The organism is Salipiger sp. ABF4_146, from assembly GCF_056161345.1.
Window position 1 is genome coordinate 22,233 of record NZ_JBSWYX010000004.1, and the last position, 23,182, is coordinate 45,414.

Here is a 23,182-nt window from a genome sequence, read left to right on the forward strand (position 1 = left end):
GCACCCTGCGCCCGGTCATGGCAAACCACCCGTGCAAAAGCGCGGACGCCAAGGAGACGCACCATGACCCAGTTCGGCAAGGGCTGCCATCTGCATCTGATCGACGGATCGGCCTTCATCTTCCGCGCCTACCACGCGCTGCCGCCGCTCACCCGCAAGTCCGACGGGCTGCCCATCGGTGCGGTCAGCGGCTTTTGCAACATGCTGCAGAAATACGTCGAGGACAGCTCTGGCCCCGATGCACCGACCCATGTGGCGGTGATCTTCGACAAGGGCAGCCACACCTTCCGCAACGATCTCTACGATCAGTACAAGGCCAACCGCGAGGCGATGCCGGAGGACCTGCGTCCGCAGATCCCGCTCACCCGCGAGGCCACCATCGCCTTCAACATCGCCTGCAAGGAGCTTGAGGGGTACGAGGCCGACGACATCATCGCCACGCTGTCGTGTCAGGCGCGCGAGGCGGGCGGGCGCGTCACGATCATCTCGTCGGACAAGGACCTGATGCAACTGGTCGGCGACGGCGTCGAGATGCTCGACGCGATGAAGAACCGCCGCATCGACCGTGACGGGGTGATGGAGAAATTCGGCGTCGCGCCCGAGCGGGTGGTCGATGTGCAGGCGCTGGCCGGCGACTCGGTCGACAACGTACCGGGCGCGCCGGGCATCGGCATCAAGACCGCGGCGCTGCTGATCAACGAGTATGGCTCGCTCGAAGAGCTTCTCGATCGGGCTGAAGAGATCAAGCAGCCCAAGCGGCGCCAGACGCTGATCGACAAGCGCGACCAGATCGAGCTGTCGAAGAAACTGGTGCAGCTCGACTGCGAGACGCCGCTGGATTTCACCCTCGACGATCTGGAAGTGCAGGATCCCGATCCCGATAAGTTGCTCGCCTTCCTTGCGGAGATGGAGTTCAGCACACTGACCAAGCGAATTGCCAATGCGCTTGGCGCCGAGGCACCGGTGATCACCGAGGCCAAGGCCCCGGCGGCGGACACCCCCGCATCCGGCGACGCGCCCGAGATGCCGCCGATCGACCCTGAGGCCTACACATGGGTGAAGACCGCCGAGGACCTCGCGCCGTGGATCGCGCAGGCGCGGCAGCGCGGCTGGGTGGCAGTGGACACCGAGACCACCGGCCTCAACGAGATGACCTGCGACCTGGTCGGCGTGTCGCTGGCGATCGAGCCGGGACAGGCCTGCTACATCCCGCTGGCGCATCGCGCGGCGGGCGGCGAAAGCGATCTTTTCGGTTCGGACGATCTGGCCGAGGGGCAGATGGCGATGAATGCCGCGCTGGACCTGCTCAAGCCGCTGCTCGAAGACCCGGCGGTGATGAAGATCGGCCAGAACATGAAGTACGATGCCAAGGTGCTGTCGCGCTACGGCATCGGCGTCGCGCCGATCGACGACACCATGCTGATCTCTTACGCGCTGCACGCCGGTCTGCATGGCCACGGCATGGACACGCTGTCGGAACGCTACCTTGGCCACACGCCGATCCCGATCAAGGACCTGCTGGGCTCGGGCAAGAAGATGATCACCTTCGACCGGGTACCGGTGGCGGAGGCGGTGAAATACGCCGCCGAAGACGCCGACATCACCCTGCGCCTGTGGAAGCTGCTGAAGCCGCGGCTGCATCAGGCGCGCGTCACCCGCGTCTACGAGGGCACCGAGCGCCCGCTGGTGCCGGTGCTGGCGCAAATGGAACTGGCCGGGGTGCAGGTGGATCGCGGTACGCTGTCGCGCATGTCGACCGCTTTCGCGCAGAAGATGGCAGGGCTTGAGGCCGAACTGCACGAACTGGCGGGCCATTCGTTCAACGTCAACTCGCCGGCGCAGGTGGGCGAGATTCTCTTTGCCGAGATGGGGCTCGAGGGCGGCAAGAAGACCAAGACCGGCGCATGGTCGACCCCCGCCGAGGTGCTGGAGGATCTGGCCACCGAGCATGACTTCGCCGCGCGCGTACTGGACTACCGCCAGCTGCAGAAGCTGAAGTCGACCTATACCGACGCACTGCAGGAGCACATCAACGCCGAGACCGGGCGGGTGCACACCTCCTATTCGATCGCCGGGGCCAACACCGGGCGGCTCGCCTCGACCGAGCCGAACCTGCAGAACATCCCGGTGCGCTCGGAAGAGGGGCGGCGCATTCGCGAGGCCTTCGTCGCGCCCGAGGGCAAGGTGATGGTGGCGCTTGACTACAGTCAGATCGAACTGCGCATCCTTGCCCATATGGCCGATATCGACGCGCTCAAGCAGGCCTTCCGCGACGGGCAGGACATTCACGCGATGACCGCGTCGGAGATGTTCGGCGTGCCGATGGACGAGATGACCTCGGAAGTGCGGCGCCGCGCCAAGGCGATCAACTTCGGCGTCATCTACGGCATCTCGGGATTTGGCCTTGCGCGCAACCTGCGCATCCCGCGCGGCGAGGCGCAGGCCTTCATCGACCGCTACTTCGAGCGTTTCCCGGGCATCAAGACTTACATGGATGACACCATCGCCTTCGCCAAGGAACACGACCGGGTCGAGACGCTGTTCGGGCGGGTGATCCACACGCCCGAGATCAACGCCAAGGGCCCACGCTCGGGCTTTGCCCGTCGCGCCGCGATCAACGCGCCGATCCAGGGCACGGCGGCGGACATCATCCGCCGCGCAATGATCCGCATGCCCGCCGCCATCGAGGGGCTGCCCGCCAAGATGCTGCTGCAGGTTCACGACGAACTGATCTTCGAAGTTGAAGAAGACGGCGTCGACAAGCTCATCGCCACCGCGCGCGAGGTGATGGAGGGTGCCGCCGAGCCGGTGGTGAAGCTCGACGTGCCGCTGGTCGTGGATGCCGGGCAGGGGGCGAACTGGGCCGAGGCGCACTGAACCGGGGGCGGTCCGGCAAAGAAAAACGGCGTCCCCGCGGGGACGCCGTTTCTTGTTTCAGCGGTCGCGTCTGGGGCACAGCGGCTTCAGAGCAGCCCGGCTTGCTTGAACAGCTCGGGCAGGCTGGCCTCGGGGCGCGGACCCATGTGGCTGATCACCTCGGTGGCGGCCACGGTGCCCATGCGGCCCGCGGTCTCCATGTCGGTGCCGCTGGCAAGACCGTAGAGGAAGCCGGCGGCGAACTGGTCGCCCGCGCCGGTGGCATCGACGGGCACGATCTTGGTCACCGGCACATCGGTGCGCACGCCGTCGCGCATGATCGTCACCCCGTCGCCCGAGCGGGTGCAGATCACCAGCGGGCAGATCGCCGCGACGCGGGCGAGGTCGGCCTCCAGTGAGTCATCCTGATAGAGCGAGCGGATCTCGGCCTCATTGCCGATCACATAGTCCATCTCGTGCTCGATGAGTTGCAGGAAGTCCTCGCGGTGGCGCTCGACGCAGAACGGGTCGGAGATGGCGATCCCGGCCTTGCCTCCGGCGGCGCGGCAGGCGCGGGCGAGGCGGATGAAGGCGTCCTTGCCCTTGTCCTTGTCGAAGAGGTAGCCCTCGAGAAAGACGATCTCGGCCTCGGCTGCCACTGCCTCGTCGACATCATCGGGCCCAAGCTCGGCGGAGATGCCAAGGTAGGTGTTCATCGAGCGCTCGCCATCGGGCGAGACGAAGATCATCGAGCGCGAGGTCGGCAGTTCGCCACCGGGCACCGGCGGGTTGACGAAAGCGGTGCCGTCCTTCTCCATCGCCTCGGCGTAGAACCGCCCCAGCGCGTCGTCATGCACCCGGCCGATGAAGGCGGTGCGCAGCCCGAGGTTGCCCAGCCCCGCGAGCGTATTGGCCACAGAGCCACCGGGGGCCTGCACGCGGCCGTCCATGGCCCCGTAAAGCAGTTCGGCGCGGTCGCGCTCGACCAGTTGCATGATGCCCTTGGTGATGCCCATGTGCTCGAGGAACGAGTCGTCCGCCCGGGTCAGCACGTCGACGATGGCGTTGCCGATGCCGACAACCTGATACTTTTTCATAGGGTCTTTTCCTCGAATTGGCAGAGGTCGCGGATCAGGCAGGCCCCGCATTTGGGCTTGCGCGCGACGCAGGTGTAGCGTCCGTGCAGGATCATCCAGTGATGCGCGTGCTGCTGGAAATCCACAGGGATATTGTCTTCGATGGCGCGCTCGACGGCGACCACGTCTTTGCCGGGGCAGACGCCCGAGCGATTGCCGAAGCGGAAGATATGTGTGTCCACCGCCTGCGCCGGGTAGTGCCACCACATGTTCAGCACCACGTTGGCGGTCTTGCGCCCGACGCCGGGCAGGCTCTCCAGCGCGGCGCGTGAACAGGGCACCTCGCCGCCGTAGTCCTCGACGAGGATCTTCGACAGCTTGATGACGTTCTTGGCCTTGTTGCGGTAAAGGCCGATGGTCTTGATGTGTTGGGTCACGCCCTCTTCGCCAAGGGCGAGCATCTTCTCGGGCGTGTCGGCGATCTTGAACAGCTCATGCGTGGCGCGGTTCACCCCGGCGTCGGTGGCCTGCGCCGACAGGGCGACGGCCACCACCAGCGTATAGGCGTTGACGTGATCAAGCTCCCCTTTCGGCTCCGGCTCTGAGGCGTGGAAGCGGGTGAAGATCTCGCGGATCGTATGATAATCAAGCTGCTTGGCCATGCCAGAGCTATGCAACGCCGGGCCCTGTGCCGCAAGTCCGGCTTCTTCTCTTTGGCAAATACGCACGGCCGTCCCGCGCCGCTTGCGCAACATTCGGGTCGCGCGCGATACCCGTTTCCCGCTATTCCAATGGCCAAGAGCATCGGGAGGCCGCAATGGGCGAGCTTGCACAGCAGGGGTACCACTTCAACGTCATGCGCCGGGCGATCGAACTGATCGATGCGGGCGGGCCGCAGATGACGCTGGAGCGGCTGGCCGCCGAGATGGACATGAGCCCGGCGCATTTCCAGCGGGTCTTCTCCCGCTGGGCCGGGGTCTCGCCGAAGCGCTTCCAGCAGTATCTCGCGCTTGGCCATGCCAAGGCACTGCTGTCCGAGCGCTTCTCGACGCTCGAGACGGCGCATGCGGCGGGGCTGTCGGGGGGCGGGCGGTTGCACGACCTCTTCCTGCGCTGGGAGGCGATGAGCCCCGGCGAGTTTGCCAAGGGCGGGGCGGGGCTGACGATCTTCTGGGGCTGGTTCGAGAGCCCCTTCGGCCCGGCGCTGGTCATGGGCACCGAGAAGGGCATCTGTGGCATGGGCTTCGCCGCCGAGGCAGGCGAGGAGGAAACCTTCCGCGACCTGCTCTCGCGGTGGCCGCAGGCGGAGTTCGTTGAGGACCCGATGTTCCTGCGGCCTTGGGTGCTGACGGCCTTTGGCGTGCAGCAGGAGGGGGAGGTGCCGATCTACCTCATAGGGGCGCCATTCCAGATCAAGGTCTGGGAGGCGCTGATGCGCATCCCGACCGGCCATGTCACCAGTTATTCCGAGATCGCCGAGGCCATCGGCAGCCCCCGCGCGGTACGCGCCGTGGGCACGGCGGTGGGGCGCAACCCGGTCTCGCTGCTGATCCCCTGCCACCGCGCATTGCGTAAGTCGGGCGGGCTCGGGGGCTATCACTGGGGGCTGCCGGTGAAGCGCGCCATCCTAGCGTGGGAGGCGGCGCGGCTGGAGGCTGCCGAGACAGAACTGCCGGCCTGAAAACGCCGAAATACTATGACATGCATGGGCGGGGATCTGCCGACAATGTGTGCAGGCCGCCATTGGCTCAGGCGCGTTGCACACTATAACTGGGGCACACCCAAGATTGGGCCAACGAAACGAGGCATTACATGTTCCGGGCAAAGACTTCTGTCATTCTCACTCTCGCCGGCGCGTTGGCGCTGACCGCCTGTACCGACGTGAGCGATCCCAACCGTCAGGCAAAGAACGGCGCTCTGATCGGTGCGCTTGGCGGCGCCGTCGCGGGCCGCGCGATCGGCGGCAACAACTCCGACGCCACCAAGAACGCGCTGGCCGGTGCCGCCGCCGGTGCCATCGCGGGTGGCCTGATCGGCAACAACCTCGACAAGCAAGAAGCGGCGCTGCGCCAGCAACTGGGCAACAACGTCGGCATCACCAACACCGGTGACCGCCTGATCGTCACCATGCCGCAGGACATCCTGTTCGCCACCGACAGCGCCTCGCTGCGCCCGGACCTGCAGGGCGATATTTCCACCGTCGGCCGCAGCCTGCTGGAATACCCGAACACCACCGTTCAGGTCGTCGGCCACACCGACAGCGACGGCGCCGCCGCTTACAACCAGTCGCTGTCGCAGCGCCGCGCGGCTTCGGTGGCGTCGCTGCTGATGCAGCAGGGCGTCTCTTCCTCGCGCATCCAGTCGATCGGTCGTGGCGAAGACCAGCCGATCGCGTCGAACCTGACGCCGGAAGGCAAGCAGCAGAACCGCCGCGTCGAGATCGTCATCCTGCCGAACGCCTGATTTCGGGTCGCCGCAGAGACATTTCAGGGGGCGTCCGGGGAAACTCGGGCGCCCTTTGCTTTGGGGCTTGCTGCTGTCCTGCGCGCAAAAAAATGCCCCCGCCGAAGCGGGGGCCGTTGATCCCAAGGGCGGGCGATTAGCAGCCAGTGCCGCGACAGACCACCTTGAGCGTCCGCAGCAGCACTTTGATGTCGGTGCCGAAGGACATTTCGGAGAGATAGGCGGTGTCGAACTGCGCGCGCTCGGCAAAGCTGGCTTCGTTGCGCACCGACGTTTGCCAGAAACCGGTGATGCCCGGGCGCAGCGCGTAATAGGCGGTGCCGGGGTAGATCGAGGTTTGCTCGACCATAATCGGGCGCGGTCCAACCAGTGACATCTCGCCGCGCAGCACGTTCCACAGTTGCGGCAGCTCATCCACCGAGGTCTTGCGCAGCACGCGGCCGATGGGGGTGATGCGGGGATCGTGGCGCAGCTTCTGGTTTCTGTTCCATTCGGCGCGAGCGTGCGGGTTGCTGCGCAGATGCGCGGCGAGCAGGCAGTCTGCGTTCGGCACCATCGTGCGCAGTTTCCACATGCGGAAGACCCGCCCGTTGCGCCCGACACGGCGCTGCAGGTAGAGCGGCGCGTGACCGTCGCGCGCCACGAGCGCGGCGCAGAGCAGCACGATCGGAAGCACAGGCAGAGCCACGATTAGAACCAAAGCGATATCGAGGACCCGCTTGAAAGCGTTGCGATATGCAGCGTGATACGGGGCGCGGGTCAGCGCCTCGTCGATCAGGTTTTCAAAGTCCACCGCTGCGTGGGGCGGTTGGTGGGCATGCATCGTCAATTCGACCTCCCCGAGGTTCATCGACGGAAGCTATGCAAGACGGCACTTGTGCCAAGGATCACCTCAGGATGCAGGATCTTGGCGCGGTGCCACGCGGCATCGCGATAGAGACCTGCCCGGCAGGCGCATCAATGTTTCAGATGTTCAGTCCTCAGCGACGTTCAGCAGACTCACAAACACTCCCAAAGTGGAAGCACCAACCCCCAAGTGCCGTTATGTGGCGGAAACAAGGCATCCGCCCGACAAGAATGGTTATGAGCCTGAGGCGAGACATCGTCAACTCAAGCTTTGGAACGCAATCTTGAGGTGATCCGGTGGGCCTTGGGGGCTTACTGCAAGCCCCTGTGAATAAGCATCTTTCGGGGCCGGGAAGGGGGCTTGGGGGATGGGGAAGCCGTGCTTTCGATGGCGTCGAATGCGCGCGAAATGGAAACGGTGCTTGGCGCCTTGTCGGGCGATCTGTTGCAAGCGGGTGGTCAAAATGTAGGCATTTCGAGAATGGTTTCTAGATCGTGGTGAATGGACCGGCTTTCGCCTCGATCTCGCCGTTCGGAGAGCGCTGCTGTGGAAACAGTAGCGGTGGGTTTAGCCGAAATCTCTCGGTCGCGGCGCGGACAGGCGGCGAGGTGCGGGCGTTTGCAGGGAGGACACGCAAGAGGCGATTTCGTCAGATCACGGAATGTTACAGTTTGATGTGGTTGGCGATGAGCGTGCCCGAATCATCGCGTCGTTTCGCCCGGTTTTGGTCGTAATACGTACGAATCTCGTCACAATGTGCGGTCAGAGTTGGGGTGAATGTGGCGATCTTGCCGCGTCCGCCGCAGTTGCATGGCGCGCGGCAGAGGCCTATGTGCGAGCAAACGCGCGTACGCGCGGGCGGGCGAAGTCAAAGGGATCAGTATGGCGAACCATCTCTATCAGGGCGATCTGCCGGACGGGCTGGACCTTGGTCCCGTGGTGGCCATCGATTGCGAGACCATGGGGCTCAACCCGCATCGCGACCGGCTCTGTGTTGTGCAGCTGTCGGCTGGCGACGGGGATGCGCATCTGGTTCAGGTGGCGCGCGGGCAGACCGAAGCGCCGAACCTGTGCCGTCTGCTAGAGAACCCGGAGGTGCTCAAACTGTTCCATTTCGGCCGGTTCGACATTGCCGCGATGTACAACACGTTCGGCGCGCTGGCCGCACCGGTCTATTGCACCAAGATCGCCAGCCGTCTGGTGCGCACCTACACTGATCGCCATGGGCTGCGGAACATCGCGCAGGAACTTCTCGGCGTCGATATCTCCAAGCAGCAGCAGTCCAGCGACTGGGGCGCGCCCGAGCTGAAGCAGGCGCAGATCGACTATGCGGCCTCGGACGTCTTGCATCTGCACCGCCTGCGCGATGCGCTGGACGGCATGCTGGCCCGCGAAGGCCGGAGCGAGCTGGCGCAATCGTGCTTCGACTTCCTGCCGACGCGGGCGAAGCTTGATTTGCTGGGATGGGCCGACACCGACATCTTTGCGCATTCCTGACTCATGGCACAGCGCCGCGACTCATATTCCAGCTTCATCGCGTGGCTGAAGATCCTGCTGCCGCTGGTGGCGCTGGCGTCGCTTTCCACGCTGTTCCTGCTGTCGCGCGGCTCGCAGACCTCGCAGGACATCCCCTTTGCCGAAGGGAACATGCCCGAGTCTGAGCAGGTGGCGGCGCCGCAGTACTCGGGCACGACCACCCGCGGCGACTCGGTGACAATGACCGCAGAGCGCGCGCGCCCCACCGGCGGGGCGGGGGGCGAACTGGAGGCGGACGGCTTTTTTGCCACGATGGACCTGACCGACGGCAGCCGGATCACGCTCGATGCGAACCTCGCGACGATGAGCGACGGCACGCAGGCGGCGCTGCTGCAGCAGGGCGTGCGGATCACCAGTTCGACCGGCTATGTGATCACCACCGATGAGATGCGCACCGCGTTGGACCGGATCGAGGCAGAGACGCTGGCGCCGGTCCGCGGCGAGGGGCCGGCGGGCCGTTTGACCGCCGGGAGGATGAAAATTACCTCCTCGGGCAAAGAGGATGACGTGCATCTGCTTTTCACGGACGGTGTGAAGCTGATATACGATCCGAAAACTGAGTGAGTTCATTATGCTTCGCATTGCCGCCTCGATGATTGCGCTGCTCATGCTGGTCAGCCCCCTGTCTGCTCAGGGCACCAGCGTGGCGTTCGGCGGAATGCAGCAGGACACCAGCGCCCCTGTCGAGGTGACGGCGGACCAGTTGGAGGTGAACCAGAGCGACGGCACCGCGCTCTACACCGGCAATGTGATCATCGGGCAGGGCGAGATGCGCTTGGCGGCACCGCGCGTGCTGGTGGTCTACGCCGAGGGCGAAAGCGGCGCGGGGCGGATTCAGCGCATGGAAGCCACTGGCGGCGTCACGCTGGTGAACGGCGACGAAGCCGCCGAGGCCGAGCGCGCCGATTACGACATCGACGCCGGCACCGTGGTGATGACCGGCGACGTACTGCTGACCCAAGGCGGGAACGCGCTGACCTCTGAACGCATGGTGGTGAACCTTGAGGATGGGACCGCCCAGATGGCCGGGCGGGTGCAGACGGTGATCAACCAAGATGGCAGCGGGCAAGGTCAGAACTGATGGTCCGTCCCGAACTTACCGTGACCGAAGGCAGTCATGGCCTGCGGGTCGATCATCTGCGCAAAAGCTACCGCAAGCGCACTGTGATTCAGGACGTGACGCTGAAACTCGACCGCGGTGAGGTGGTTGCGCTGCTCGGGCCGAATGGCTGCGGCAAGACGACGACGTTCTATTCGATCGCCGGTCTGGTGAACCCCGAAGGCGGGCAAGTCAGCATCGACGGGCGCGAGGTGACCTATCTGCCGATGTACCGCCGCGCGCGCATGGGTATCGGCTATCTGCCGCAGGAGAAGTCGATCTTCCGAGGGCTGTCGGTCGAGGACAATATCGCTGCGGTGCTCGACATCGCCGAGAGCGATCGCCACCGCCGCCGCGAGAGGCTCGAAGAACTGCTTGGCGGCTTTTCCATCGAACACCTGCGCCGCGCGCCCGCACTGGCGCTGTCGGGCGGCGAGCGGCGCCGGGTCGAGATTGCCCGCTGCCTTGCCGCCAACCCCAAGTACCTGCTGCTCGACGAGCCCTTTGCCGGGGTCGATCCGATCAGCGTGGGCGATATCCGCCACCTCGTTGCCGACCTTAAGAAGCGCGGCATTGGCGTGCTGATCACCGACCATAACGTTCGCGAGACGCTGGAGATCGTCGACCGGGCGTACATCCTGCACGACGGGCAGGTTCTGATGTCGGGCACGCCGACCGAAGTGGTGCAGAACGAGAACGTGCGCCGGGTTTATCTGGGCGAGAATTTCCGCATCAGCTAAAGCGATTCCTTGAGGAATTCCGCCTATTCTTCCCTCTCGAGTTTGCGACAGATCATTGACAAAACGGGGGGTGCTGACCTCAAATGAGGATATGACGCACCGTTTTTCTGCAGATCCGGCACACGCGTCCCCCGAGGAGAGGGGCCGCCGGATCCATTCTGCAGCGGCCTTGCGTCACCCCTGATCCGCACCACATCTGAGGCAGCCTCCGGGCTGGATGCGATACGGATCCAAAGAGAGAAGGAACAAAGATGCGCTATCAGATCACGGGTAAGCAGATCGACATCGGCGACGCGCTCCAAACTCATACAAAACAAGAGCTTGATGGAGTATTTGGGAAGTATTCCGGCCGTCCGACCGATGCGAGTATCACCTTTTCCAAAAGCGCGCATGAATACGTCTGCGAGGTCTCGGTCCACCTTTCGACGGGGCTGACAACCTCGGCCAAGGATAAGGCCACCGAGATCTATTCGGCCTTCGATGGCTGCTGCGAGAAGATCGACAAGCAGTTGCGCAGATACAAGCGACGCCTGAAAGACCATCACAAGGATCGCGTGGAGCCCGTTGAACTCCAGAACGCCGCCTCGTATATCCTCGCGCGCGAAGAGGACTCGCACGACGATAACGAGCCCGATACGCTGCAGCCCATTATTGTGGCGGAGATGGAAACCTCCATCCCGTCGCTGACCGTGGGCGAAGCCGTGATGCAGATGGAATTGGCCGGGGCTCCCGTGCTGGTCTTCCGCAACGAGAAAAAGGATGGCGTGAACGTCGTGTATCGGCGTGACGACGGCAACATCGGCTGGATCGATCCGTAAGGGTCGCACACTGGCCGGTGGAATCGGCGCCTTCGAGCAGACAGTAAAGGGCGGTCCATGACCTTTCTTGAACTCCTGAAACCGCAGGCCGTGAAGGTCGTCGCGGCGGCAAGCAGCAAGAAGCGGCTGATGCATGACATCGCCGAGCTGGCCGAATCCGCCTACGGCATCCATGCGGCCTCGGCCGTCGAGGCGCTGATGGAACGCGAGAGCCTTGGCCCCACTGGTGTGGGCCATGGCGTCGCGCTGCCGCACGCGCGCATTCCGGGCATCGATCAGGTCCACGGGGTATTCATCCTGCTGGAAAAGCCGGTCGAGTTCGAAGCGGTGGACCGGCAGCCGGTGGATGTGGTCTTTGCGCTCTTCGCGCCCGAAGACGCCGGGGTCGAGCACCTCAAGGCGCTAGCGCTGGTCTCGCGCTCGCTGCGTGACGCGGCGCTTTGCACCAAGCTGCGGGCGAACCCGGATCCGGCAACGCTCTACGCGGTGCTGACAGAGGACCGCTCGTCGCAAGCGGCCTGAGCCGGCGGTACACCATTGGGGGAGCGGGCAGAAATGTCCGCTCTTTTCTTTTGCGGTGTCGGTTGGGGCGGCGGGCCGCCCTCAGCCCCAGTCGCGGAAGCCGAACATCAGATAGTCGCGCTGATAAACATCGCGGGCCAGCGCCTCGAGGTCTGGGTCGTAGATGTCGGCGAGCGCGTAGGGTGTGGTCGCCACCTCTGTCTGCGGTTCCGGCGGCGCCGGGTGGCCGACCTGCATGGCCAAGGCGGGCAGATAGACGGCCATCTCATCCTCGCGCACGATCATGTCGGGCAGGGTGAACTCGGCCATGCCTTGCAGGCATTGGCTCTGCGAGGCCCAATGCCCGTCGATCCGTAGCGCGGTCTGACCAGCGAGGTTCGCCTTCACAAAGCGCAGGAACGCCTCGAAGCAAGCGCGGTGCTGCTCTGCGGAATAGTCGGGGCCGGGAGCGCCTTCGGGCAGGGGCAGCCCGTGGGCGCGGCGCAGCGTCTTGCGGATACGGGCGAACCCACCCGGGCCGGTGTCGAGAATCTTGCTGCAGAAGGCCTCATGCGCGCGCGACAGCGGGTGGCGCACCACGGTAAAGCCGCGATGGCCCGGACGGGCGCGTTTCCATTGGCGCAGGGTCTTCTGGGTGAACCGGGTGGTCAGCGCGGCGTCGGAGACGTTATCGAGTTCGCCAAGCCAGCGTCGCACGGTGTCTGTGGGGCCCGAGTGGATCGGCATGTAGATCAGCGGCGTTTCGGCCCCAGCGACGTAAGAGGGCACGACGGGTCCGCGGCGCGGCTCGAAGCTTGGCGTGCGCGCGAGGTTGAAGCGGTCGAGCCGGGCGAGCGCGCGCTCCATCTCGGCGGGATTGGCGACCTTCTCGGCCACCGGCTGCGGGTTCTGCCGCTTGAGTGAGGCATCCAGCGCATCGAGCCGCGCCGGGATCCCCAGCCACTTTGCCAGCCCGTTCATCACCGCGACGTTCTGAAGGTCCTCGTAGGCGACGTAAAAGGCGGTTTGCCCGGTCACTTGCAGGCTCTGCATCAGATGCACCTGAAAGTCCTGCAGCCGCGCCAGATGCGCCTCGAACTCTGGCCCGTCGAACTGCGCCTGCGCATCCTTGCGTTTCTTGACGTTGGTCAGCTTCCACTGGCCGGTGGCCTGCGCGATCTTCCAGCTGACGTAGCTTTCCACGGGGTTGCGGGTCAGCACGATCTTGGCCACGCGCGCGTCCTCAAGCAGCGGCTGCAGCATACGGGCGTCGTGGTCGTGGAAGAAACGGAAGCCGCCCATCCCGCCGGGGGTGTCGTGCCGGATCGCCCGCAACAGGCGCATCGGGTCGGCGTCACGCTCGGCTTGGCTTATCCCGAGGATATCGCCGGAGTTTGGGTAGCCGATGAAATGCGGGTTGAACGCTTCGCCGTGGCAGGTCAGCCCGTCCATCGCGTTGAGGTTGGTCTCGAGGAAATTCGAGCCGGTGCGCATCTCGGCAAAGACGACGAAACAGTCGAAGCGGTCGGACATGAAAGCTCAGTTCTTCACGAGGTAGGGTTTGCGCGCCGGCGAGGCGCTGGGGCGGGGGGCCGGTTCGACCGGGAAGTCCCCCATGAGGTAGGGATGCATGCCCTGGTTCTTCAGTTGCTGCAGGAACCGCCCGAAGCCATCGAGATCGCGCATCACCGGCGCCTCGGCCAGTCGGCGCGGGGTTTTCTGGCCGATCTCGTCGATGATCATCTGCAGCGGCTCCATCGGCGCCTCGATGAACTCGGCCATGGTCCAGATGCGGATCCGCGCCTTGGCGTCGGGCGAGCGCAACTGATCGAGCAGCGCATGCTCGGCCTTTTGCAGGGCGGCGGCCTCGGCGCGCAGCACCGGGAAAGCCTCGCCTGATCGGAACAGCGGCACCGCCCATGCGCCCGAGATCACGCTGATCTGGGCGTTGGGGTCGCGGGCCATGTCCCACATGATGTCGGGCGTGTCATGCGGGCCGAACTGAAAGCACTGCCGTTCGCCGCGCGTGCTCCAGATCAGGTTGGTGAGAAAGGCCCGTGGGTTCCAGTCGCGATAGGCGGGGGTGTCTGGCAGTGCGCCATTCAGCAGGCTTTGCCCGCCCGCGAACTCGGCGCGCTCGGGCGCGAAGAGGTGCCCGTGCACCTGCGCCCCGGTGGTGCGCCCGAGCCAGTGTTCGAAGTCCTCGAAGAGCTCGGCAAAGCCTTGGAAGACCGAATAGCGGGCGGCAGTCATCCCGTTCTCCCAGCCAAAATTGGGAAAGCGGGACTGCATGTAGAGCCCCACGCGCCCGCGGGTCCGGCGGTCGACCGCCTTGGCGAAGATGCGGTCGATCTTGCCGGGGTTCGGCTCCTGCCGGTTCTCGGCGCTTTCCGCATGGGTCAGGAAGGCCTGATAGAGCCGCTCTGCATGCGGCCAGATCTTACGTGCAACGAAACAGTCCGACCGGCGCAGCAGCTGCAGATGATCGTCGTAGAAGATGTGCGGCTTGCCCTGAAAATCGAACTTCGACAGCGTCAGCGAGCGGCTCTCGATGTTGCGCGAATAGAGCCGCGCGAGAGACTGGAAATAGCTCTCGTCGGGGATCCAGACCCGTTTGAAATAGCGTTCGCGACGGCGGCGCTGCGGGGCTTCGAGGATCGCCGAGAGGGTCTGACGGGTCAGACACCACCATTGGCTGCCCATATGCGGCACGATCCCTTTTGGGATGCGCCGGCTTATGCGCAGCGCGCGCTGCGCCTCGACCAGCCGGTCGAAGAGGTAGCGGTTGCGCCGCCAAGAGAATGGAAAGAAGAGCGTGAACCGCTCGTCATCAAGCCCGCCCACCGTCCATGGCACGTCGGCGGTGGTGGCGCTTTCGATGAAATCGGTCTGCGGGCGGGCGTCGAGGTAGGAGATTAACTCCTCTACCGGGCGCAGCGGCAGACAGGAGCCGGACGTGAGATAGACGTGACGCACCCCCGCGAAACGGTCCAGCATCAGCTCTGCGGCGTCCTGACTGGCGGCGACCAGCCCCCATGTGCCCCATTCGCAGCGGTGGCGGGGGGAAAACAGCACGTCCGGCAGGTCTGCCAGAGCCGTCGTGAAAGCGTCATAGGTTTGCTGCGGCACTTTGCCGTCGACATGGATCACCACCGGGCAGCCCGCCCGTGCCCAGTGCCGCGCCACCTGCTCGGCGCGATCAAAGGCGGTGTGCACCAGCATGAGGATCCCCACGCTCATCGCTGCGCCCCGGTCATGCCCAATTGCCTTTGGACATCAGGCCCAGAATCTCCAACTGCCGCCAGTTGATGTATTTCTCGGACCACTTGCACCACAGATCGGGGTTGTCGCGGACCGCTTCAGCATAGGCGATATACTCGGTGGACCCGGCATAGTGCTGCTTGCGGTTCAGTTCCTCCTCGGCCTTGGCGTTGAATGTGTCGAGGAACTTGGTGTGCAGCAGCAGCCCCGAGGCCTTTTCGCCCCCCCATTCATCGTAGACGAGGTTGAGCCCCCGCGGCAGGAGCATATGCGTCGAACTGACATAGGCGTAGCGCCTGTCCCATTTGACCAGCGGCACCTTGTTGAGCGCAGGCGCGCGCTCGGGCCGGTCGCCAAAGAACATGCGCGCCCGCGGCCCGCCTTGGATCCAGAGGTTGCCAAAGCGCTTGTTCCGTTTGACCGAGTAGTTGCCGGCATCGAACCACGCGGCGATCTCCAGCGGGTCCTGCCCGGCCTTATAGGGCTGCGCGTCGAGCCGGCCCTTGGGGTACATGTCGAGAAGCATGGCCGAGAAGCTTTTGATCGACGAGGCGTCGAGCCAGTCGGTCAGCGCGCGCAGCGGGCGGGTGTCGCAGAACGGGTAGAGGAACAGCTCGTCAGGATCGACGACAAGCACCCAGTGCCCGTCGCCGTATTTGCGCAGCAGCCAGTTGATCCAGTCCATGCCGAAGCGTGCGCGCTTGTAGCTGGCGCGGGTGTGCCAGACAGAGACATCCTCTTGCGCCCTGAGGTAGTCGAGCGAGCCATCGGTGCTGTCGTTGTCGACCATGACGAAGTGGTTCACGCCCATGTCGCGGTAGTATTGGAGGAACCACGGCAGGCGCACCCCTTCGTTGCGGGCGGTGCAGAACACGATCAGATCGGAGGGGCGGATGCGGTCGGTGCGGTTGGCCACAGGGCTCAGTTCGCGCCGTTTGCGCAGGGCCCGGATCAGCCAGCGCTTGCGCTGCAGCCGGAGCCTGTATGATTGCCATGCACCCACTCACTATCCCTCGTTCGGGGCGAGGCCCCGCGGCCGGCTTGGCGCCAGCTATCAGATCAGGGTTAACACGGCTTTGAAATGGGCGTCCCACGTTGGCGGGGCGAACGCCGCCCGCACCCGGTTCATCCCGTCCGGTTGCTCCCGATACCCTTTGGCCATTTGCCTTATTCTTGCGGCCCAAAGATATCGGTCCGATTCGTCTGCGTAAACCGGATTGTCGCCCAGCACTTCGTGCACCACCGGCAGTGGCGCGCTGAGCACGGGCACGCCCAAGGCTGCCGCTTCGACCGGCGGCAGGCCGTAACCTTCGGCATGACTGGGAAACAGCAGGCCGGCGCTGTGCTGCAGCAGGGCGGCGGTTGCGCCATCGTCAAGGCCGGGCAGTTCGTGGACGCGGGGGATGCCTGCGTCGAGGGCGGCGAAGACCTCTTCGTTCTGCCAGCCGCGCTGGCCGCAGATCAGCAGATGCGCAGGCGGTGTCAGATCGCGCCAGATGTCGAGCAACAACGCGTGGTTCTTGCGCGGCTCGATTGTGCCGAGTGCGACGAAATACGGCTGCCCGGTCCATGCGCCCTTTGGTGCGGTGGCGGGACTTGGGCGCGGCACCCCCAGATGTGCGACGATGCTGTCGGGAACGCGCTCGCCTGCGAGATGCCGGGCCATGTCGGCGCGGGTCACCTCGGAATTGCAGATCACCAGATCGGCGCTTTTGCCCACCCGGCGCAGGAAAGCACCAAAGTTCTCGACGCTGCCGTCGCGCTGGAACTGTGGCCAGTCGAGCGGAATGGTGTCGTGCAGCAGCACCGCGATCCGGGCAGCGGGCATTTGCCTGACGGCGGCGATCACCCGGTCCGAGAAATTGCTGTGTCCGGTGTTGAGATAGACCGTCCCCTCGGGCAGTTGCCGCCGCAGCATCGGCCCGAGCAGAGAGGGCAGGGCGCGGCCACATGCGATGCGGCGCAGCGCGCTCTCAGCACCTGCGCGGGCCGGATCGTTTCGGCGCGCCGCGCGGGCCAGAAAATCGGGGGCGGGCCAATCCCGCGCGTCGAGGCGCCATTTCACCTCGGCGCAGCCTGCACCATCCAGAAGCAGGTAGCCCAGCGAGGTTTTTACTAGCGCAAAAAGCGGAACCGGCTCCGATAGGAGCCGGTCCAGATAGGCGTATTCCACACGATCCACGCCGGTCATCACCCGGCCCGCGCGGCTGGCGAGCCGTGTCAGATCCAGCAGGCGCGCTGGCGGCGAGCCGCTCTCAGCGATCGTAGTGCCCGTTGAGGTGCCAGTTCCACGCATCTTCGATCATCTTGGGCATGGTGGACCGAGCAGGCTCCCAGCCAAGCTCGGCCAGCGCGCGGGTCGAGCCGGAGACCAGCTTCGTGGCATCCCCGGCGCGACGTGGCCCTTCGGAGTGCGGCACTTCGCGATTGGTAACTGCGCGCGATGCGTCGATCACTTCGCGCACCGAGAACCCTTTGCCGGTGCCGAGGTTGAACACAGAAGATGGCTTGCCAGCTTCGAGCCATTTCAGCCCGAGCACATGCGCATCCACCAGATCCATCACATGCACGTAGTCGCGGATGCAGGTGCCATCCGGCGTGTCGTAATCGGTGCCATGGATGGTCAGCGCCGGACGCTTGCCGTCAATCGCCTCGAGCATCACCGGGATCAGGTGAGTCTCGGGGCGGTGGTGCTCGCCCACCTCGCCCTCGGGATCGGCGCCCGCGACGTTGAAGTAGCGGAAGATCACGTGGTTCAGCCCGTCTGAGGCGGCAAAGTCGCGCAGGATGTTCTCCACCGCGCGCTTCGAGGCCCCGTAGGCGTTGAGAGGGAACTGCGGGGTGTCTTCATCGAGCACGACGTTGTCATGCTCGCCGTAGGTGGCGCAGGTCGAGGAGAAGACGAAATTCTTGCAGCCCGCGGCACAGGCGGCCTCGATCAGCGTCAGCGAGCCCTCGACGTTGTTGCGCCAGTAGAGCCCGGGCTGGGACATGGCCTCGCCAACCTGACTGAGCGCGGCGAAATGCATCACTGCGACCGGCTGGTACGTCGCGAAGACCTCGTCGAGCCGCGCGCGGTCCGAGAGGCTGCCTTTTTCGAAGGGCCCGAATTTCACCGCCTGTTCCCAGCCGGTGACCAGATTGTCATAGGTGACGGGCGTATAGCCCGCCTTTTTCAAAGCTTTACAGGCGTGCGAGCCGATATAGCCCGCGCCACCCGTCACCAGAACGTTTGCCATAAGGGGTTTCGCTGCCCTTACTGCGCGGCTTTGCGCGCAGAGATCACTTCATGCAGGTAGGCCTCAAGATCGTCGCGCAGTTCGTCGCGCTCGAGACCGAAGGAAACGGTGGCCTGCAGAAAGCCGGCTTTCGAGCCGCAGTCAAACCGCTGGCCGTTGAAGCGGAAGCCGTAGACGCCGTCGTCCTCGCTGCCGATCTGCTTGGCGATGGCATCGGTCAACTGGATCTCGCCGCCCGCGCCGACTTGCTTGTCTTCGAGGTTCTGCAGGATCTGCGGCGACAGGATGTAACGGCCGATCACCGCGAGGTTCGACGGCGCTTCGCCAGCTTTCGGCTTTTCGACCATGCCCTTCACCGAGACGAGCGAGCCCATGTCTTCTTCGACGTCGAGGATACCGTAGGCCGAGGCCTTGTCGGAGGGCACTTCCATCGCCGCAACCATGTTGCCGCCCACTTCCTCGTAGGCTTCGACCATCTGCTGCAGGCAGGGCTTGTCGGCGGCGATCACGTCGTCGGGCAGCATCACGGCAAACGGCTCGTCGCCGATCAGGCGGCGCGCGCACCAGATCGCGTGGCCAAGGCCAAGCGCCTTGTGCTGGCGGATGTAGGCGATCTCGCCCGAGTCCATGTTGGTGGACCGCAGCGTTTCCAGAAGCTTGTCCTTACCTTTGGCTTCAAGCTGCTGCTCGAGCTGCGGAGCGTGGTCGAAATAATCCTCGAGCGCGCCCTTGCCGCGCGAGGTGACGAAGATGAACTCCTTGATGCCCGCGGCGCGGGCCTCATCGATCGCGTATTGTACCAGCGGACGGTCAACCAGTGTCATGATCTCTTTCGGGACTGACTTGGTTGCGGGCAGGAAACGGGTCCCCAAACCCGCCACGGGAAAAATCGCTTTTGAAACTTTGCGCGACATGGAATTTGCTCCTTAGACGTGTGCTGAGCACAGTGCAGCCAGCGTGAATCAATTGATAACAATCATATTGCTGTGACAGCGTAAAAGTAAATCTATGCCCTGTGAAAGGGCAAAGCGCGGCTTGCCCCGCGCACCGTCTCAACGCGGGCGTTTTCGGTGGCGATACGGTTGGAAAACCGGCAGAAACGAAAGAGTTTTTCTGTCCTTTCGCTGCGCCCGAACAGGCCACCGGTCTGCTCCCAGTAGCCCTCTGGGCGGAATCGGACACGGTGATAAAGCGCTGTGTGCGAAAAGCGGTGCAGTGTCACGATGTCGCCGTTTTTTGTGCGGCTCTGCGCCGCCTGTCGGAGCGCGGCGCGTCGGTATGGTGGCCCGGCAAGTGTAACCCGCCGTGCCCCCGGCAGGCCGGGGTAGGGGCGGAAGTCCGAGCCGCTGCTCTCGATGGGCGGCAAAGGCGATGGCGTCCGCTGCGCGCCGGCTTGAAAGCCCGCGTCGAGCCCCTTCAGCAAACGCGCGACATCATCGGCTCCGAGCGGTCCGCGCTGCATCAGGCGCAGTAAGCGCCTGCGTTGCTCCGCGCGCTGGTCTGCCCAGATTTCGCGGTGCCGATCGACCGGCGAATGCCGCAAGAGGAAGGCGTGGATCGAGGCCCCGATTTCGGAAAGATCAAGCGGTGTTCGATCGCTGGCGCGGTGGCTGCTGGCGGCGTAGCCATGATGTACTTCGGCGCGCGGTGTCACGGCGACCCGATGCCCGGCGGTGGCGTGGCGCAAATCGAGGTCGGTTTCGTCGAGGTAGAAGCGAAAGGCCGGGTCGAAGCCGCCCATGTCTGCCAATGTCTCTCGCCGGTGGGCCATATTGGTGCCCTGCAGCTTGAGCGTTCGGCCCGGCTGCATTTCCGGTACATGCGGGTCGCTGCCCGCCAGCCGCAGATCTTCCTCGCGCAAGTCCGCGCCAATCGAGCGCCCGCGCCATTGGAAAGAGATGCCGTTGCGACCGCGCACGAAACCTCCCGCGGCGGCCACCTTGGGATCGGCAAAGGGCGCGCAGAGATGGTGCAGCCACAGCGGCTCCGGCACGGCATCATCGTCGATGAAGGCAACGATCTCTCCCGCCGCATGCGCGAGTCCGAGATTGCGTGCGTCGGAAATGTTGGGCTCGTCGAAAGGAACGAGCTTGATGTGGGGGCGGTCGGCCCGTGCGGCGACCGCCGCCGCGCCTTTGGGGCAGGCGACCACCACGACCTCGAAGGCCGGGTGGTCGAGCTGCGCAACACCGGTCAGGCAAAGATCGAGGGCCGCGGGACGTCCGCGGCTGACGATCACCACGCTGACCGGCAGGGCGGTCATGCCCGGATCACGCCTCTTTCAGCGCGACGTCAGGCGAATAGGCGATGAAGAACGGGTTGGCGAAGCCCGGTTTGCCATAGGACAGCGGCGTATGGTCGTCGAAGCGCACCACGCGGCCGCCGGCACCCTGCAGCACGGCCTGACCTGCGGCGGTGTCCCACTCCATCGTGCGGCCAAGGCGCGGATAGAGGTCGGCTTCGCCGGTGGCCACGAGGCAGAACTTCAGCGACGAGCCGGCGCTCTTCATGTCGGCGGTGCTGTATTTGTTGATATAGTCGTCGGTGGCCTGATCGCGGTGCGATTTCGAGGCGACAACGAGCAACGCCGAATTGTCGGGCGCGCTGACCTTGATCGGCGTGGTCTCGCCGGGGGTTTCCTTGTCGAACGGTCCCATTTCCTCGACCGAATTTCCGACGCTGTCGGTGTAGAACATGCGGTCGCGGGCCGGGGCGTAGACCACGCCAAAGGTCGGTACGCCGTTTTCGACCAGCGCGATGTTCACGGTGAAATCGCCGCGCCGGTTGACGAATTCCTTGGTGCCGTCGAGCGGATCGACGATCAGGAAGGTCATCGCGTCGATGTCATGGCTGTCGGCCTGCTCTTCGGTCACCAGCGGCAGGTCGGGGAAGGCTTCGCGCAGGCCAGCCGAGATAAGTGCGTCTGCGGCCTCGTCGGCTGCGGTGACGGGGCTGGCGTCGGACTTGGACTTAACTTCGAAATCATCAGAATTATAAATTTCCATGATCTTGTCCCCCGCTTCGAGCGCAAGGCGACGGATCACGGCAACAAGGTTTTCGTAATTCAAGGCGGTACTCCCTTCCGCGGCGCGGATTTATTGATTTGAAAGCCTGCGACTCTTATGCTGCGCTGCATCGAGATGGGCAAGAAGACCCGTCCTTTTCTGCCAGTACCGGAGCAGTGTTGCCATGTTTCAGACCTCGAAGCCGCGCTCTCGGCTGGGATCGGCCCTCTACATCTTCGAGTTGATCTACCACAATTCGGTTCGCGCTGTCCGGAAGAGCCACGGCAATGCCTTCATGGCGATCTTCATGAACATGCTGCAGACCATCATCTTCGTGCTGGCCTTCTACTTCATGTTCCAGATCCTCGGGATGCGCGGCACGGCGATCCGTGGGGATTTCATGATCTACATCATGACCGGGGTCTTTCTTTACATGACCCACACCAAGACGCTGGGCGCAGTGGCAGGGTCAGAAGGGCCAGCCAGCCCGATGATGCAGCACGCGCCGATGAACACGGCGATTTCCATCGCCTCTGCCATGCTGTCGACGCTCTACATTCAGGTGCTGTCGCTTTTTGCCATCCTGTTCGTCTACGACGTGGCGTTCAATCCCTTCGTCATGTCAGAGATTCACGACCCCATCGGCGCGATGGCGATGCTGCTGCTGTCATGGTTCTCGGGCGCGGCGATCGGCATGGTGCTGCTGGCGGCGAAGCCGTGGTTTCCGACGCCGGTGTCGATCCTCACCACGGTCTATCAGCGCGCCAATATGATCGCCTCGGGCAAGATGTTCGTGGCCAATTCGCTGACGCCGGGCATGCTGGCGATCTTCGACTGGAACCCGCTGTTCCACACTATCGACCAGTCCCGCGGCTATGCTTTTGCCAATTACTTTCCGCGCAACTCCAGTTGGGAATATGCGCTGTGGGTGTCGATCGTGCTGATCATGATCGGGCTGATGGGCGAGTTCTACACCCGCAAGCACGCCTCGGCGTCTTGGGCGGCGCGGCGCTGAAACTGCGGATCCGGGGGGCTCGCGCGTCCTGCGTGCGGAAGCGGGCGCTGGCTGCGAGACTGGACGCGGGACGCAATCTTGCGCAGTCTGGTGCGGGCGGGACGTTTCGGAGGAAGCAAGAGTGCGACAGCTTATCATTGCGGCGGCGCTGCTGAGCGCCACTCAGGTTACGGCGCAAGATCTGCCGGGCTTCTATGACGTGTCGGGCGTGGCGGCAGATGACATCCTCAATGTCCGAGCAGCGCCTTCCGTAGATGCCGAGACTCTGGAGACGCTCGCGCCCAATGCCAGCGATGTGCAGGTCAGCGCGCTCGATGATGCGGGGACGTGGGGGCGCGTGGTGAGCGGCGAGGGCGTGGGCTGGGTGTCCATGTCCTTCCTGTCGCCGGCCCAAGACGGGACCTTGCCGCAGGTGGCCGGGCTGCGCTGTTTCGGCACCGAGCCGTTCTGGTCCTATGAGGTCCGGCAGGGCGATACGGCCACATGGCAGACGCCCGACGGCAGTGAGACGCTGCTGGCCGGGCCGATCGAAGCCGCCAGTGGCATGACGCGGCCCTTCTCGGCTGTGGCGGGCGCCGACAATCTGCAAGCGGTGCTGGTTGCCAGCCCCGAAGCGCAGTGCAGCGATGGCATGTCGGACCGGCTCTACGGTCTTTCGGCCACGCTGGTGCTGACCGGACGTATCGCGGGCACGTTTGGCGGCTGCTGCGAGCTGTCGCGGTAGGG

The 23,182-nt window shown here is 64.5% G+C and carries 22 protein-coding genes; 11 read left to right on the plus strand and 11 right to left on the minus strand.

The window, feature by feature from the left end:
- The first annotated feature begins 63 nt into the window (after positions 1-63).
- A complete protein-coding gene (gene polA / locus ACXAJT_RS07180) occupies positions 64-2,877 on the plus strand; it encodes a DNA polymerase I (protein WP_475234229.1) in 2,814 nt (937 codons plus the stop codon).
- 86 nt (positions 2,878-2,963) lie between these two features.
- Here the strand turns inward: polA and ACXAJT_RS07185 are convergent, their stop codons facing one another.
- Together ACXAJT_RS07185 and nth are read right to left on the minus strand one after the other, a co-directional pair.
- Positions 2,964-3,953: an adenosine kinase gene (locus ACXAJT_RS07185; protein WP_475234231.1), complete on the minus strand. Its 990-nt coding sequence runs from the start codon at positions 3,951-3,953 to the stop codon at positions 2,964-2,966.
- Entirely contained in the window at positions 3,950-4,594 is a 645-nt protein-coding gene (nth, locus tag ACXAJT_RS07190; protein ID WP_475234232.1) for an endonuclease III, read from the minus strand. Before nth ends, ACXAJT_RS07185 begins: the two co-directional genes overlap by 4 nt.
- A gap of 155 nt (positions 4,595-4,749) precedes the next feature.
- Here nth and ACXAJT_RS07195 point away from each other — a divergent pair, with 155 nt between their 5' ends.
- Together ACXAJT_RS07195 and ACXAJT_RS07200 are read left to right on the plus strand one after the other, a co-directional pair.
- Entirely contained in the window at positions 4,750-5,613 is an 864-nt protein-coding gene (locus tag ACXAJT_RS07195; RefSeq protein ID WP_475234233.1) for a methylated-DNA--[protein]-cysteine S-methyltransferase, read from the plus strand.
- 131 nt (positions 5,614-5,744) lie between these two features.
- A complete protein-coding gene (locus tag ACXAJT_RS07200; RefSeq protein WP_475234235.1) occupies positions 5,745-6,395 on the plus strand; it encodes a YiaD family glycine zipper/OmpA-like lipoprotein in 651 nt (216 codons plus the stop codon).
- Positions 6,396-6,531: 136 nt separating this feature from the next.
- Here ACXAJT_RS07200 and ACXAJT_RS07205 read toward each other — a convergent pair whose 3' ends face one another.
- Positions 6,532-7,224 carry a sugar transferase gene (locus ACXAJT_RS07205; RefSeq protein ID WP_475234237.1) on the minus strand — a complete coding sequence of 231 codons (693 nt, stop codon included), beginning with the start codon at positions 7,222-7,224 and terminating at the stop codon, positions 6,532-6,534.
- A gap of 900 nt (positions 7,225-8,124) precedes the next feature.
- Between ACXAJT_RS07205 and ACXAJT_RS07210 the strand changes: the two genes are divergently transcribed.
- The 6 genes from ACXAJT_RS07210 to ACXAJT_RS07235 all read left to right on the plus strand — a co-directional run bounded on the left by ACXAJT_RS07210 (position 8,125) and on the right by ACXAJT_RS07235 (position 11,957).
- Positions 8,125-8,739, plus strand: a complete 615-nt coding sequence (locus ACXAJT_RS07210; RefSeq protein WP_475234239.1) for a ribonuclease D — start codon at positions 8,125-8,127, stop codon at positions 8,737-8,739.
- A 3-nt stretch (positions 8,740-8,742) separates the two neighbouring features.
- Positions 8,743-9,342: an LPS export ABC transporter periplasmic protein LptC gene (gene lptC, locus ACXAJT_RS07215; protein WP_475234241.1), complete on the plus strand. Its 600-nt coding sequence runs from the start codon at positions 8,743-8,745 to the stop codon at positions 9,340-9,342.
- 7 nt (positions 9,343-9,349) lie between these two features.
- The gene (gene lptA / locus ACXAJT_RS07220) at positions 9,350-9,859 is read left to right on the plus strand and encodes a lipopolysaccharide transport periplasmic protein LptA (protein WP_475234243.1); all 510 of its coding nucleotides are present in this window, start codon (positions 9,350-9,352) and stop codon (positions 9,857-9,859) included.
- On the plus strand, positions 9,859-10,617 hold the full coding sequence (lptB, locus tag ACXAJT_RS07225) for an LPS export ABC transporter ATP-binding protein (RefSeq protein WP_475234245.1): 759 nt from the start codon (positions 9,859-9,861) through the stop codon (positions 10,615-10,617). Before lptA ends, lptB begins: the two co-directional genes overlap by 1 nt.
- 251 nt (positions 10,618-10,868) lie before the next feature.
- The gene (gene hpf / locus ACXAJT_RS07230) at positions 10,869-11,435 is read left to right on the plus strand and encodes a ribosome hibernation-promoting factor, HPF/YfiA family (protein WP_475234247.1); all 567 of its coding nucleotides are present in this window, start codon (positions 10,869-10,871) and stop codon (positions 11,433-11,435) included.
- Between the two features lie 57 nt (positions 11,436-11,492).
- Entirely contained in the window at positions 11,493-11,957 is a 465-nt protein-coding gene (locus ACXAJT_RS07235; protein ID WP_475169312.1) for a PTS sugar transporter subunit IIA, read from the plus strand.
- An 81-nt stretch (positions 11,958-12,038) separates the two neighbouring features.
- On the opposite strand, the gene ACXAJT_RS07240 is transcribed toward ACXAJT_RS07235, so the two are convergent.
- The 8 genes from ACXAJT_RS07240 to cysQ all read right to left on the minus strand — a co-directional run bounded on the left by ACXAJT_RS07240 (position 12,039) and on the right by cysQ (position 21,504).
- The gene (locus ACXAJT_RS07240; RefSeq protein WP_475234249.1) at positions 12,039-13,469 is read right to left on the minus strand and encodes a sulfotransferase family 2 domain-containing protein; all 1,431 of its coding nucleotides are present in this window, start codon (positions 13,467-13,469) and stop codon (positions 12,039-12,041) included.
- Between the two features lie 6 nt (positions 13,470-13,475).
- Entirely contained in the window at positions 13,476-15,176 is a 1,701-nt protein-coding gene (locus ACXAJT_RS07245) for a DUF5927 domain-containing protein (protein WP_475234251.1), read from the minus strand.
- Between the two features lie 13 nt (positions 15,177-15,189).
- Positions 15,190-16,200 carry a glycosyltransferase family 2 protein gene (locus tag ACXAJT_RS07250; protein WP_475234253.1) on the minus strand — a complete coding sequence of 337 codons (1,011 nt, stop codon included), beginning with the start codon at positions 16,198-16,200 and terminating at the stop codon, positions 15,190-15,192.
- A gap of 51 nt (positions 16,201-16,251) precedes the next feature.
- On the minus strand, positions 16,252-17,493 hold the full coding sequence (locus ACXAJT_RS07255) for a glycosyltransferase family 4 protein (RefSeq protein ID WP_475234255.1): 1,242 nt from the start codon (positions 17,491-17,493) through the stop codon (positions 16,252-16,254).
- Complete coding sequence (galE, locus tag ACXAJT_RS07260) at positions 17,453-18,436, minus strand: UDP-glucose 4-epimerase GalE (protein WP_475234257.1); 984 nt, start codon at positions 18,434-18,436, stop codon at positions 17,453-17,455. The genes ACXAJT_RS07255 and galE overlap by 41 nt, the downstream gene beginning before the upstream one ends.
- 17 nt (positions 18,437-18,453) lie before the next feature.
- Positions 18,454-19,350, minus strand: coding sequence for a UTP--glucose-1-phosphate uridylyltransferase GalU (gene galU, locus ACXAJT_RS07265; protein WP_475234259.1), 897 nt, complete (start codon positions 19,348-19,350; stop codon positions 18,454-18,456).
- Positions 19,351-19,442: 92 nt separating this feature from the next.
- A complete protein-coding gene (locus ACXAJT_RS07270) occupies positions 19,443-20,699 on the minus strand; it encodes a glycosyltransferase family 2 protein (protein ID WP_475234261.1) in 1,257 nt (418 codons plus the stop codon).
- A 7-nt stretch (positions 20,700-20,706) separates the two neighbouring features.
- The gene (gene cysQ, locus ACXAJT_RS07275) at positions 20,707-21,504 is read right to left on the minus strand and encodes a 3'(2'),5'-bisphosphate nucleotidase CysQ (RefSeq protein ID WP_475234262.1); all 798 of its coding nucleotides are present in this window, start codon (positions 21,502-21,504) and stop codon (positions 20,707-20,709) included.
- A 121-nt stretch (positions 21,505-21,625) separates the two neighbouring features.
- Between cysQ and ACXAJT_RS07280 the strand changes: the two genes are divergently transcribed.
- Together ACXAJT_RS07280 and ACXAJT_RS07285 are read left to right on the plus strand one after the other, a co-directional pair.
- On the plus strand, positions 21,626-22,456 hold the full coding sequence (locus ACXAJT_RS07280; RefSeq protein WP_475234265.1) for an ABC transporter permease: 831 nt from the start codon (positions 21,626-21,628) through the stop codon (positions 22,454-22,456).
- Positions 22,457-22,577: 121 nt separating this feature from the next.
- Positions 22,578-23,180, plus strand: a complete 603-nt coding sequence (locus ACXAJT_RS07285; protein ID WP_475234267.1) for a COG3650 family protein — start codon at positions 22,578-22,580, stop codon at positions 23,178-23,180.
- Positions 23,181-23,182: the final 2 nt, after the last annotated feature.

Bases quoted from the DNA above. Each gene is read 5' to 3' on its own strand.
- polA (WP_475234229.1), top strand. From the start codon at position 64: ATGACCCAGTTCGGCAAGGGCTGCCATCTGCATCTGATCGACGGATCG.
- ACXAJT_RS07185 (WP_475234231.1), bottom strand. From the start codon at position 3,953: ATGAAAAAGTATCAGGTTGTCGGCATCGGCAACGCCATCGTCGACGTG.
- nth (WP_475234232.1), bottom strand. From the start codon at position 4,594: ATGGCCAAGCAGCTTGATTATCATACGATCCGCGAGATCTTCACCCGC.
- ACXAJT_RS07195 (WP_475234233.1), top strand. From the start codon at position 4,750: ATGGGCGAGCTTGCACAGCAGGGGTACCACTTCAACGTCATGCGCCGG.
- ACXAJT_RS07200 (WP_475234235.1), top strand. From the start codon at position 5,745: ATGTTCCGGGCAAAGACTTCTGTCATTCTCACTCTCGCCGGCGCGTTG.
- ACXAJT_RS07210 (WP_475234239.1), top strand. From the start codon at position 8,125: ATGGCGAACCATCTCTATCAGGGCGATCTGCCGGACGGGCTGGACCTT.
- lptC (WP_475234241.1), top strand. From the start codon at position 8,743: ATGGCACAGCGCCGCGACTCATATTCCAGCTTCATCGCGTGGCTGAAG.
- lptA (WP_475234243.1), top strand. From the start codon at position 9,350: ATGCTTCGCATTGCCGCCTCGATGATTGCGCTGCTCATGCTGGTCAGC.
- lptB (WP_475234245.1), top strand. From the start codon at position 9,859: ATGGTCCGTCCCGAACTTACCGTGACCGAAGGCAGTCATGGCCTGCGG.
- hpf (WP_475234247.1), top strand. From the start codon at position 10,869: ATGCGCTATCAGATCACGGGTAAGCAGATCGACATCGGCGACGCGCTC.
- ACXAJT_RS07235 (WP_475169312.1), top strand. From the start codon at position 11,493: ATGACCTTTCTTGAACTCCTGAAACCGCAGGCCGTGAAGGTCGTCGCG.
- ACXAJT_RS07240 (WP_475234249.1), bottom strand. From the start codon at position 13,469: ATGTCCGACCGCTTCGACTGTTTCGTCGTCTTTGCCGAGATGCGCACC.
- ACXAJT_RS07245 (WP_475234251.1), bottom strand. From the start codon at position 15,176: ATGAGCGTGGGGATCCTCATGCTGGTGCACACCGCCTTTGATCGCGCC.
- ACXAJT_RS07255 (WP_475234255.1), bottom strand. From the start codon at position 17,493: ATGCGTGGAACTGGCACCTCAACGGGCACTACGATCGCTGAGAGCGGC.
- galE (WP_475234257.1), bottom strand. From the start codon at position 18,436: ATGGCAAACGTTCTGGTGACGGGTGGCGCGGGCTATATCGGCTCGCAC.
- galU (WP_475234259.1), bottom strand. From the start codon at position 19,350: ATGTCGCGCAAAGTTTCAAAAGCGATTTTTCCCGTGGCGGGTTTGGGG.
- ACXAJT_RS07270 (WP_475234261.1), bottom strand. From the start codon at position 20,699: ATGACCGCCCTGCCGGTCAGCGTGGTGATCGTCAGCCGCGGACGTCCC.
- ACXAJT_RS07280 (WP_475234265.1), top strand. From the start codon at position 21,626: ATGTTTCAGACCTCGAAGCCGCGCTCTCGGCTGGGATCGGCCCTCTAC.